We start from the raw sequence: 12,289 nt of genomic DNA, 5'->3' as shown, positions 1-12,289 counted from the left end.
TCATTTTAATATACATTAAAATATATTGTATTTTAATGTCATATTGTATTGTGCTGTGAATAGTATGGGATTATGCGTGGTTTGGGTATTTTTATATTTATATTTTTTTTATCTCATGTCAGTTTGATTGCTAATCAAACTCTTAAATTTAAACTTGTAGATCAATACTATCCTCTTTATTATAAGAATCGAGAAGGTAAAATGTTTGGCATAATTTTTGATCTTTTAGATAAATGGGCACAAGATCATAATTATGACATTAGTGTAGAAGCTATTGAGTATCTTGATCAAAATAGCATTGAAGATGATGTAGTGTATTTGGGATTAACTTATAATTCATATTTAAATGAATATCTTTATTTTAAAAATGAGGTTGGAAAATGTGTAACTGCATTAATTTATAATCCATCAAAAGGGCAAAAACCTTCTGATTTATTTTTTTCAAGTAAGTTACGTGTAGGTGTTGTAAAGAATACTATATATGAGGATATTTTGAGATTTCATGGTTATGTTGATAATGTTTCTTTATTTCCAGATACTGAAAGATTACTTCTAGCATTAAGAGAAAATAATATTGACTTGGTTTATGGGAGTTATAAGTCATTATCTTGTGTGTGGTATAATTCTTTCTATCCGTATTTTGTTAGTGTTTTTAATTCTGAATATTTTTATAGTTTTGGCATAAGAGCTGCTATTAGTAAGAATGCTGGCATTCAGTTAAGAGATTTAGATCTGGATCTTTTAAATTATCTACAATCTATTCCTAAAGAAAAATATGATTCTTTTAAAGAATTAGATTTTTTATTTAGGCTTGATGTTGGAATATATAATGATTATCCTCCTTTTAGTTTTATTAATTCTAAGGGTCAATTTTCAGGAATTTTAGTTGACTTATGGAATGCTCTTGCTAGAGAATATGGTTTTTCAGTGAAATTTATAGGATTTCCAAAGGAGAGTATTAAAAGAAGCCTAGACGATAAGGATGTATCTATTTGGGGAGGAATTATTGAGGATAATAATATTTTAAGTTCTCAAAAGTATAGAGTAATTGCTCCAATATGCTCACTGGATTTTAATTTATATTTAACTAATGCTAAAAATAGTAATAAAGTTATAAATTCACAAATTATTGATTTTAATTTTAATGGTATTCTCTTAGATAAAAATACAGATATAGTAAGTAATTTTTTAGATATCATCAATCGTTCATATGGATTCGTAGAAAATTCCATTACTACAAACTATTTGTCAAGACTACATGGATATAATAATATATTGAGTTTTAGAGATTCCAGTTTAACCAAAAGAAAATCTTTGGTATTAGCTGCCAATAATGAACGATTACAATTGTTTACATATATGCTTAATTCATTAATACCTAACATTTTATTTGATACCTTGTTACAAATAGGTAAAAATTGGCTTGGACAAGGTGAAATCAAAGATTATCAAGATAATTTTTATGGACACATGAATATCACTAATTTTAATATTGAGGAAAAAATTTGGCTACAAAGTAATAGAAAATTAAATCTTGCTGTTAAAAATTGGTATCCTATTGATTATTTTGATTCCGGTCGTTATAAAGGGATTAATGAGAGGTTAATTAATAAGATAAGACGATTGACAAATTTGGATTTTAATATTGTAAGTGTGCCTGAGGGCGAAATTGAAGAATTAGTTAAATTAGGAAAAATAGATATATTATCTGCTAATTTAGATAATTCAAATTCAGATTATGTTTTTAATGTCAAAGCAGTTTCAGAAATTCCACTACATCTTTTCTCAAATAAATCTAGATTATTTACATCTAGGTCGTCTGATTGTATTGCAGTATTGAAATTTTTGTATACCAAGGAATTAGAAACTCAAATAGGAACACAGCTGGTACAAGTTGATAGTTTTAAAGAAGCTTTAGATCTTCTTTATAGAGGTAAGGTCAGTGGGATTGTTAGCGATGAATATACTGCTACTATTAATTTTGAAGACCTAGATATTAGGGATATTAAAAAAATTCTTACCGTTCCAGATCTAACGTTTAATGTAAATGTTGCAGTTTATAACCAGGATCATATTTTAAGAAGGATTGTACAAAAGATTTTATTCCGTACAAATGTGAACAATAAATTATATTTTGATGACTGGGTATTTAGTGTTCATGAGAGTTCTAAAGATATGCGACTAAAAAAGTCTGGTATAGCAGTATTAACCATCAGCATGTTTGTTTTTACTATTTTTGTCTTTTTCCTATTTAATTTATGGAAGGAGATAGGATTTAGGAAAAAAATGTATTCTTATGCAATCAGTGAGAAAAAAGTTATTGAGGATGCTATTGTTGCTAAGACTATTTTTTTAGCAAGTATGAGTCATGATATTCGTACTCCCATTAATGGTATAATAGCTGCTACCGAGCTTTTGGAGAATACCGGACTTTTAGGTGTTCAAAAAGAGTATGTACAAATGATAAATTATTCATCTATCTCATTGCTTTCTTTAATTGATGATATATTATATATCTCTAAAATAGACATGAATGGGATATATATTGAAAATAATGAAATAGATTTGGAACGTGAAATTGAAGGTATTGTGAGGAGTTTTCAATCCCAAAGCGCAAAACAGAATCTTGATTTAATTTTTTACTCAAAATCAGATTTAGAGAGTTATTTAATAGGAGATAGATCTAGACTTAAGAAGGTACTTATTAATTTAATAGGCAATTCTTTTAAATTTACTGCAGACGGAATAATAGTTTTAAACTATGAGGTTATAAGCATTACAGAAGATAGTAATAGTACTAAAATAGTTATTGAGTTTAAGGTGACCGATACTGGTAAAGGAATTAAAAAGAGTAATATACCGAGAATATTTGAATTGTTTAGGCAAGGGGATGATTCTGATGCTAGAAAGTATGAAGGGACTGGTCTTGGGCTTGCGATATCTAGGAAGCTTGTTAGTTTAATGGGCGGTCCTGGCATTACGGTTGAGAGTGAATTGGGGAGGGGAACAACTTTTTCATTTATGTTGCCTTTTGTTTTGGGTAATAAGATTCAAAACAAAGAATTAAGTAAGTTGGAATTGGTAACAAGCAAAAAGATTTTAAGTTTATTTTTAAGTAAAAAGACTGTTGAAGTCTTAAGAGAAATAAGTAATATATTTGATTATAGGAACATACATTATTTTTACTCTTATGAGGATGCTTATAAAGCGTATTGTAGGTATCCTTATTATGATTTTATTTTTATAAATGTTAGTGATTCTGGTTTGCACGAAGGTCTTAAGTTTGCTGAGAGAATTGACAATTTAAATTATGATGTAAGAATAGTATTTGTGTTCTATTATTTAAAGAGTGATGAGATTATAGGTTTTAAATATGAATATATGCAAAAACCTTTTAAAAGGTGGGATTTTTATTCTGATTGGATTAAAAATGGTCCAATTGTCGATGTTCCAATAATAGGTGAGTCTAGTTCTCTTAAGATTAAAGATAATGTTAGCATCTTAATAGCTGAGGATAATGAAATTAATCAAAGAATATTAAAGGATATTTTAGTTGTTATAGGTATTAAAGAAGATTCCATTGATATTGTAGATGATGGTGCTAAGGCTATTGAATTTTTAAAAACCAAAAGATATGATGTAGCTTTTATTGATATAAGAATGTCAAGTTGTGATGGATTTATGGTGTCTAAAGAAGTACGCAAATTTGAAAGCCAGAATAACTTAAATCCATGTGTGTTAATAGCTGTAACTGCACATGCATTAAGGGAATATAAAGATAGATGTTTAGAAAATGGGATGAATGATTATCTTGCAAAACCAATACATATTAGTTCAATTAACTGCATATTAAGAAAATATTTACATATTGAAATTGGAGATAATAAAATTATGGCAGATAAGAAATTAGATGGATTTTTTGATTTGCCTAATTTAGATGTTACTAGTGCTTTAATGGATTTAAATATCACATATGATATGTATGTTGATTTATGCAGGGGATTTGCTGATATTAGTGATAGTCTAATACGTGACTTGGATGAGGCTTTTAATTTAAATAATGAAGAATTAATAAAAGACCTAGCTCATTCAATTGCTGGAGCTCTTGGTAATATGCGTAGTAACTTATTTGAAAAGTTTAAGCAGATTGAGACAAGTACAGATTCAATAAATGAATTAAAAATATTGTATTCTAAGGCACGTAAAGATTTGATCATACTTGTTAAGAATATAAGAGAGCGTATTTTAAATGTTATTGGTGCTGACGATCAGAAAAAATTAAAATTTAAAAGCAATGATGAATTCCTGGTTCTTATGCGGAAGCTTTTAAATGGCATAGAGAATGGAAATCCCAAAGAATATAAGAAAGTACTTAACGTTCTTAAGAGATATAGGTTGGATGGCAATAATATTATATTACTTGATTACCTTATTAAATATTTAAGAGTATACAATTTTAAAGAAAGCGCTAGTATTGTTAAACGTATGATGAATACTGTTAAAGCAGAGAAATCGTGATGGAAGATATGATTTTAGATGATTTTGATGGAGCTGTAGTTGAACCTCATAAGTTGCTGCTTGTAGATGATACACCTACGAATCTGGATTTATTGGTAGGTATCTTGCAATATAATTATGAAATTAGAATTGCATTAAATGGTATTGATGCTTTAAAACAAGTTGAAATTTTTAGTCCTGATTTAATCCTTCTTGACATACTACTTCCAGATGTTAGTGGTTATGAGGTCTGTAAAAGGCTTAAAAGTGATCCTGAGACGAGAGATATTCCTATAATTTTTATTAGTTCAAGAGATTCTATTGATGCTCAACTAGAAGGGTTTAATGTCGGTGGAGTAGACTATATTCTAAAACCTTTTAATGGCAGAATTATTAATGCAAGAATTAAAACTCATCTTGAACTTAAGAGACTTAGGGATTATTTTAAGAATCTTGCAAGAATTGATGGTCTAACCCAAATTCCTAATAGAAGGTTTTTCACAGATAAGTTTGCTAAGTTTTGGATGCAGGCCTTGGAGCATAGCCGTAACGTCATTGTGGGAATGTTAGATATCGATTATTTTAAAAAATATAATGATAATTATGGACATACCAATGGTGATGAATGTCTTAAGTTGATTGCAAAGAGTTTAAATAAAATTGCTGTTAGATATAAGATAGATATTGCTCGTTATGGTGGTGAGGAATTTATTTTATTTTCTGTAGGCAAGAGTTTGGATGAAATGATTAAGATTGTCGATATTCTAATTGAAGACATTAGAAATTTAGCTATAGTGCATGAGTATAGTAGTATTTCTAATTTTGTAACAGTTTCAGTTGGATTAGCTGAACAAATTCCACATGATTCTAATTTTACCAATATTATTAAGCGTGCTGACGATAAGTTATATGAAGCTAAAATTTTTGGTCGTAATCAACTTAAGTATTAAAGCTAAATCTTATAAGTTAAAGAAAATCCAATAGAATCGTAGTAAATATATGAATTGTTTGCACTTATCCTTTTTGAGACATCAGCCATTCCTAATGTATTTGCTGTATACATAGGCGCCGTTGAGAATTTAAATTGCATGTCTAGTGTTAAATTTTCCTTGATTTCAACTTTTGAAATAAGGGAGATATTATGATAAAAGAAGTTGCTTCCCCATCCTTTATTTTGTATTGTACTTATATATCTTGCATGTCCAATGTATGTTTGGCCTTCGTATAAAAGTCCGATCGTATTAAGGGGCAGGGGCATTTTGTAGGCTAAGAGTGCATAGGGAGTTATTTTAAATCCATTTACATTTTTGCCTTCGTCGGCTTTATACTTCCAAAGTTGATTATCATCAGCATGTGGATTGTTTATATACAGAATATTGTTTCCAGCAACTGCAATAATATGCGTCCAGTCTCCGTCAAGCACAGCATTCAGATCGAATTGTAGTCTTCCTCCTATTATTGTTTCAGAGTAAAATTCTGGATTTCTTGAGTATTGTCCATTACCGATGTGTACCCCAATGCCTTTAAATCCAAATCCTTCCCAACCTATTCCAAACTCGACTCCTGTGTATAGGTTGATAAATGCAATGGGAGTAAAACTAATTTTACCTTTAAGTAGTGCAACAACAGGTGAAATTCCAATATGGCAGTCAATATCTATTCCATTATTTTTAAGCAAGGGTGAATCAGGATTGTTTAAAAGCTCAAAAAAGTGATAGTAACCCAAATATGATACTAGTTTTATGCTTCCCCAAGAATTAGGTGAAATCTGTTTATTGGGTGCTACCGATTGAAATTGGGGGGATATAAAACTTGGAGAAAACTTGCTTTCCCCGGTTCCGAGTGCGTGTGGTGGATAATAGGCCGCTTGAAAGTTAATATAAAAATATTCCGTTTTATCTTGGTTTTCTTTTGAATAGATTATCATGGTCTGTAAAAAGAGTAGTGTCATGAATAATTTTTTTATCATATAAGTTCTTGCTCCTATAAGATATTCTCTTATCCTTTTTATATTATACTTTATTTTTTAAATAAAAAAGTAGATTATTAGCATTATTATTTTTAGTGAATATTTTCTAATTTTTTAGTATTATTTCCATTAAGCTTTTTTCCACTTTGTCAATTTCTTTTGATGCGTTTATATTATTGAGTCTGTTGCTCTTTGAGTAAAAATCTACTAGTGGTTTTGTCTGCAAATGATATTCTTTAAGTCTGACTTTCAAAGATTCTGCTGTATCATCTTTTCTTTGGTAAAGGATACCCTTACAAAGATCACAAACCCCCTTTTCTTTTGTAGGAAATGTGTATATATTAAATATTTCGCCGCAGGACTGGCATATTCTTCTTCCAGAAAGCCTTTTTATTAATATCTCTTTGTCAATTAAAAAGTTAATGATTGTGATATCTGTCAGGAACTGATCTAAAGCTTTGGCTTGATTGATATTTCTGGGAAATCCATCAAGGATAAAGTTATCCTTATTTTCGAGGGTATCGATTTTATCTTTAACAATTTTTATTGTGATTGAGTCGGGTACTAATTGTCCATGCTCAACTATTTGTTTGATTTCCTTGCCAAGAGGGGTAGCACTTGATATATTTTCTCTGAATAGATCTCCTGTTGAGATGTGGTAGTAATTTAATTTATTTGAGAGTATCTTGGCAATTGTACCTTTTCCAGAACCTGGGGGCCCTAAAAAAATAAGTTTCATAGTGTAACTCCTGTATACTCTTATTTTTCTTTTTGGCATTTAGCTAAAGATATTTAACAAAGATTTAAATCCAACAATTGTTCCAATTGCAGATCCAATGTTTACGAAAAATACTATTAATAAAATTTTTGTAACTTTGTTTCTAAAATATCCTTTTATGTTATCTAAATCTTCTTGTAGTTTTTCAAAATCTTTTATTTTTGGCTTATTTATGTAAGCCTCGACAAGACCTGCAACCATACCTGTGCCAATAAATGGAATTAGGGAAAATATTGGAGCACCAATTGATGCTGTTAATACCGTTATAATATTGGCTCTTAGTAAAAGAGCAGCGAGACCGGCAAGTACAGAATTATATATTATCCAAAGCTTTAAATTTTTGTAGGCGAAATCAAATCCTTTAAAGTAGAATGAACTTGCCATCAGTACAACAATTGCAATTGTTATAAGGTAAGATATCAATTTACTTATTGAAAAGGTAGTTTTAGGTATGCTATTAAGAGCATCAATGTTGATAATTTTTTTATTTTCTTTAATTTCTTTTAAGTTTGCTATTATTCCCTTTACATGGCCAGCTCCAACAACTGCAAGGATTTTTCCTGAGCCTTCAAGTATTTTACTTGCTATAAATTCATCTCTTTCATCGATTAAAACTTTTTTTACATTAGGAATTTCTTTTGCAAGTTCTTCCATTATGTTTGATAGAACATCTTGTTCTTTTAACTTTTCAATTTCATCTTTCGTAACTTTTACATCTGAAAATGAAAACAGGCTTGATATTATTTTGACTTTTTCAAGAATAGGAACACAATTCCAAGCTCGCTTTAGGGTTGTCTCGACTTTCCTGTCTGCAAGTATTAACGGTATGTTATGTTCTTTAGATTTTAAAATGGCCGTTTTCATCTCTTCTCCAGGATTAATTCCTTGTTCTTTTGCTAGTTTTTTTTGGAAGTTACTTAAAATGATTTGTACTATTAATAAAAATGTTTTTCCTTGCTTTATTACTTTATATATATCTAAATTTCTCCACTTTTCGTTTTCATCTGTTTCTAGGATTGCATGATATCGAGCTTCATCAAGTTCAACGGCAATAAAGTCTGGCTTTATTGTCTCAATTAAAGTTGCTGTGTCTTGTGAACTTTTTTTTGATACATGTGCTGTTCCTAGTATGTATATTTTATCATGATTTATGTCAAGGGTGCTGACATGTGAAAAATGGTCTTCATTGTTCTCTTTTTTGCTGTTCAAAGCTTATCCTTGTCTTTAAAAATTTAACCATCAATAAGGATGGCTTTTAATAATTTTACCATATGGCTTACTGAAACTATATAGTCTACATTATTTTCTTCTATTGCTATTTTTGGCATTCCAAAAACCAATGAACTTTTTTCATCTTGTGCGATAGTTAGTCCACCAGCTTTTTTAATTTCTCCAATTTCTCTAGAGCCATCACTTCCCATTCCGGTCATTATTAAAGCTATTGCTTTTTCTTTCACATTTTCTGATATTGATTTAAATAGCACGCCTATAGAAGGTTTATGTCCATTTATATTCTCAGCGTCAAAGACTTCTATTTGGTAGTTTTTGTTTATTTTATTAATTCTTGTATGATATCCCCCAGGACTTATGTATATGAATCCTCTTTGAAGTATTTCTTTATTACTTGTTTCTTTGACAACTAAATTGCAAATATTGTTAAGACTTCTTGCAAATTCTGTGGTAAATCCTTTGGGCATGTGTTGAACAATTATTATTGGAACAGGAAAGTTTTTAGGAATTTCTGGTAGTATTTCCTTTAGTGCTGTAGGACCTCCTGTAGATATTCCAATAACAACTATTTCGAATTTTCTTTTTTTAAGTTTTTTTAAATCTTGTTTGTCTATTATTTTTTCTTGATTGAGATTTTTAGTTTCAGGTGTATCTTTTTTAATTATTAAATTTATATCTGTTGTTTCTGTTATATTTAAGGTTTCTTTTTTGTCTCTATTTTTTGTCAAAATTTTATTTGTTTTGAGTTCTGAATTCATGTTATATATGATTCTGTTTTTTATAGTTTTGTTGCCATAAACTGAGAGTAAGTTTATCATTTTATCTTTTATGCTATCTAATTTGTTCTCAGTTTTTATTATGAAGTCGTCAGCACCTTTTAAGAGAGCGGTTTTTGCTATGTCTTTGTTTGACGAAAGGATAATAACAGGGAGTTTGTTATTAATATTTTTCTTTTTTTTGATGAAATTAATTTCTTTAAGCGTTTCTGTTTCTAAACTAAGCATTATTACGTCTGGTTGTTTTTTAAGTTTTTTAAGGGCAAAATCTGTATTGGCTGCAGTTGCAATAACTTCAAGTTTTGGAGATGAGTTTATTATATCTGATATGGCTTTTCTATTAACAGAAGAAGCTTCAATGACGAGTACGTAAATTTTGTTTGCATTTCTGATTTGCTTTTCTGATTCTGTTTGTATTAAGTTATAACTTACATTTGTTTTACAACTTAGACTTTCTTTTTTAAGCACTGTGATTATCCTTTTCATATATTATTGCCCAAGGTGTTCTTAAAAATTTGAAAGGAAGATTGAGACCAAAAAGTGATTCTGAGTGTCCAATGAATAAGTAACTTTTTGCAGCCATAGAGGAGTAGAATTTTTTTAAGACCTTTATTTTTGACTTTTCATCGAAATATATTAAAACATTTCGACAAAAAACAACATCTATGTTTGAAAAGCCACTTTCGAAGTTTAAGTTATGATAGTCAAATCTTATGTGTTTCTTAATATCGTCTATTACCTTGTAACCATCCATTTTGGGTTTAATATACTGTTTATATTGTATTGGAATATGTTCGCATTTTTGTACAGAATAATATCCTTCTTTTGCTATCATTAGGGATTTTAAACTTAAGTCTGAAGCGATGATGATAAAATCAAAATTTTTTGGGAGATGAGATTTAAGAACAAATGCCAGTGAATATGGCTCTTCTCCTGTTGAACATCCAGCAGACCATATAATAACTCTATTCTTGCCTTCTTTAGTTTTGATGTTTATTAAGTTTGGAATTATAAATTTCTCAAATGTTGCAAAATGAGTCTCATTTCTAAAGAATCGTGTTAAGTTAGTAGTAACGAGGTCTAAGAAGTATTCTTTTTTGAATTTGTCAAAAGTTATTAATTCATATAATTGTTTTGGAGTATTGATGTTCTCAAGTTCATGTATTGCATCATTAATCCGGCCTTTTAATACAATTTTATTTTTTTCGTCGAATTTGATCCCACTGTTTTCATATATGAAGTTACAAAATTTCATAAGGAGTTCATTGCTGATGTTTAACATTTATAAAATCCAAGCTTTGTAAATTTCTTTAGTAAATAGTAGTACTTAACAATTATAAATTGCTAGTTAATTGTACTATTTTTTCATAAAAATAGTACAATTAACTAGCAATTTATAATTGTTAAATTAAGGAATATGTTTGTGAATAAATGTTTGTTTTATTTTTTATTGATTTCGGTTCTAGTAGGTTGTAGCAACAAAAGGAAAGATTTAGTGGAAAGAAAAGGAATATTTGCATTAATTGATACAAATAAAGGTACTATAGAAGTTGAACTTTACTATAAAATTGCACCTTTGACAGTCATGAACTTTATTGGTCTTAGTGAAGGTACTATTAAAAACTCTGTTACAGATCGGCCTTATTTTGAAAATATTATTTTTCATAGAGTTGTTGATGGATTTATTATTCAGACAGGAGATCCTACCGGATCGGGTACTGGAGGCCCTGGTTATGTTTTTCCAGATGAATTGAGCAAGGATTTAAGTCATAATGAGCCGGGAATTGTTTCTATGGCCAATTCAGGCCCTGACACCAATGGAAGTCAATTTTTTATTACTCTTGCAGATAATCTTACTTACCTTGATCTTAAACACTCAATTTTTGGTAAGGTAGTTCTTGGGATGGATACGGTTCGCAGTATACGTCAAGGAGATAAAATAGAGAGAGTAAGGATTGTTCGTGTTGGTGAGGATGCAGAAGCTTTTAGGGTTGACAATAAAGAATTTTTAAAATTAAAAAAGAGTTATGAAGAAATAAAAATTGATGAGGCTAAAAAATATATTACTTATCAGCTTGAGATAATTGATAGGGATTACAGAGATTTTGAAAAAGACAGAAGTGGTATCTTATACAAGATAAATAAAAGAGGAAATGGTAAAAGTGTTAAAAGTGGCAATGTTATAAAAGTAGATTATGAAGGATTTTTGCTGAGTGGAGTAAAGTTTGATAGTTCGATTGACAGGGGGGAGCCAATAGAGTTTATGGTTGGTCGTGGTCAAGTAATTAAAGGTTGGGATATAATGTTGTTAGATATGTGTGAGGGGGAAGAAAGGATAATAATAATCCCACCAAGTCTTGCCTATGGAGAGAGAAGCATTGGTGAGATTATAAAGGCAAACTCTTTTGTAAAATTTAATGTTATTTTGAGGAAAATTAATTAATGTTTAATCAAATTTTTTTAAACGAAAGTATTAAATATGAGATTTATAGAAAATTCTTTCATATTTCTGCTTTAATATTTTTATTTTTCTATAAGATAAGTTTTTGGGTAGGTCTTGCATCTAGCCTATTTTTTATGTTTGTATACTTAATTTTAGAAGTATTTAGAATCATGGGAATAAATTTGTTTTTTATCAAAGCTATATCAACAATAATAGTAAAGTCTAGAGAAGCGTCTTCATGCAAAATATCTCTCTCACCAATATTTTTGATAGTGAGTATGTTTTTTACTTATTTTCTTATAGATAAGCCTTTTAGTTATATTGGGATATTTTCTGCATGTCTTGGAGATGGACTTGCAAGTCTTTTTGGAAAACTCATTCCATCTTTTAGACTTGTAAATAATAAAACATTCTCAGGTAGTGTGACTGTTTTTTGGGTTGCTTTTATTGTTTGTTATTACTTTTTTCCAAGCTTCATGCTAGCATCAGTTGTTGGGATAGGAGCCGTGTTTGTAGAACTTTTTGATTTTGCAAAATATGATAATTTGTTTTTGCCTATAGGAGTATCGACTTTGTCTTTTGTGTTGATTGCTTAA

9 protein-coding genes are annotated in these 12,289 nt (G+C 29.5%); 4 read left to right on the top strand and 5 right to left on the bottom strand.

Annotated elements, in window-relative coordinates:
* The first annotated feature begins 72 nt into the window (after window positions 1-72).
* Window positions 73-4,518: an ATP-binding protein gene (locus N187_RS02025; RefSeq protein WP_025419600.1), complete on the top strand. Its 4,446-nt coding sequence runs from the start codon at window positions 73-75 to the stop codon at window positions 4,516-4,518.
* Entirely contained in the window at window positions 4,518-5,447 is a 930-nt protein-coding gene (locus N187_RS02020; RefSeq protein WP_025419599.1) for a GGDEF domain-containing response regulator, read from the top strand. Before N187_RS02025 ends, N187_RS02020 begins: the two co-directional genes overlap by 1 nt.
* Before the next feature lie 2 nt (window positions 5,448-5,449).
* Here N187_RS02020 and N187_RS02015 read toward each other — a convergent pair whose 3' ends face one another.
* The 5 genes from N187_RS02015 to N187_RS01995 form a co-directional block, all read right to left on the bottom strand.
* Window positions 5,450-6,466, bottom strand: coding sequence for a hypothetical protein (locus N187_RS02015; RefSeq protein WP_025419598.1), 1,017 nt, complete (start codon window positions 6,464-6,466; stop codon window positions 5,450-5,452).
* A 106-nt stretch (window positions 6,467-6,572) separates the two neighbouring features.
* A complete protein-coding gene (locus N187_RS02010; protein WP_025419597.1) occupies window positions 6,573-7,205 on the bottom strand; it encodes an adenylate kinase in 633 nt (210 codons plus the stop codon).
* Window positions 7,206-7,244: 39 nt separating this feature from the next.
* Window positions 7,245-8,453, bottom strand: coding sequence for a TraB/GumN family protein (locus tag N187_RS02005; protein ID WP_025419596.1), 1,209 nt, complete (start codon window positions 8,451-8,453; stop codon window positions 7,245-7,247).
* A gap of 23 nt (window positions 8,454-8,476) precedes the next feature.
* A complete protein-coding gene (gene cheB, locus N187_RS02000; RefSeq protein WP_084797385.1) occupies window positions 8,477-9,736 on the bottom strand; it encodes a chemotaxis-specific protein-glutamate methyltransferase CheB in 1,260 nt (419 codons plus the stop codon).
* Complete coding sequence (locus N187_RS01995) at window positions 9,711-10,532, bottom strand: protein-glutamate O-methyltransferase (protein WP_038443384.1); 822 nt, start codon at window positions 10,530-10,532, stop codon at window positions 9,711-9,713. Before N187_RS01995 ends, cheB begins: the two co-directional genes overlap by 26 nt.
* A 213-nt stretch (window positions 10,533-10,745) precedes the next feature.
* Between N187_RS01995 and N187_RS01990 the strand changes: the two genes are divergently transcribed.
* Both N187_RS01990 and N187_RS01985 read left to right on the top strand, forming a co-directional pair.
* Entirely contained in the window at window positions 10,746-11,693 is a 948-nt protein-coding gene (locus N187_RS01990) for a peptidylprolyl isomerase (RefSeq protein WP_233275054.1), read from the top strand.
* Window positions 11,693-12,289, top strand: a complete 597-nt coding sequence (locus N187_RS01985; RefSeq protein WP_025419594.1) for a diacylglycerol/polyprenol kinase family protein — start codon at window positions 11,693-11,695, stop codon at window positions 12,287-12,289. Before N187_RS01990 ends, N187_RS01985 begins: the two co-directional genes overlap by 1 nt.

The organism is Borrelia anserina Es (assembly GCF_001936255.1).
Taxonomy (GTDB): Bacteria; Spirochaetota; Spirochaetia; order Borreliales; family Borreliaceae; genus Borrelia; species Borrelia anserina.
The sequence above is the reverse complement of the archived record's forward strand: the minus strand, read 5'-3'. Positions and strand labels throughout refer to the sequence as shown.

Coding starts and splice junctions, on each gene's coding strand:
- N187_RS02015 (WP_025419598.1), bottom strand. CDS start 6,466: ATGATAAAAAAATTATTCATGACACTACTCTTTTTACAGACCATGATA.
- N187_RS02010 (WP_025419597.1), bottom strand. CDS start 7,205: ATGAAACTTATTTTTTTAGGGCCCCCAGGTTCTGGAAAAGGTACAATT.
- N187_RS02020 (WP_025419599.1), top strand. CDS start 4,518: ATGGAAGATATGATTTTAGATGATTTTGATGGAGCTGTAGTTGAACCT.
- N187_RS02025 (WP_025419600.1), top strand. CDS start 73: ATGCGTGGTTTGGGTATTTTTATATTTATATTTTTTTTATCTCATGTC.
- N187_RS01985 (WP_025419594.1), top strand. CDS start 11,693: ATGTTTAATCAAATTTTTTTAAACGAAAGTATTAAATATGAGATTTAT.
- cheB (WP_084797385.1), bottom strand. CDS start 9,736: ATGAAAAGGATAATCACAGTGCTTAAAAAAGAAAGTCTAAGTTGTAAA.
- N187_RS01995 (WP_038443384.1), bottom strand. CDS start 10,532: ATGTTAAACATCAGCAATGAACTCCTTATGAAATTTTGTAACTTCATA.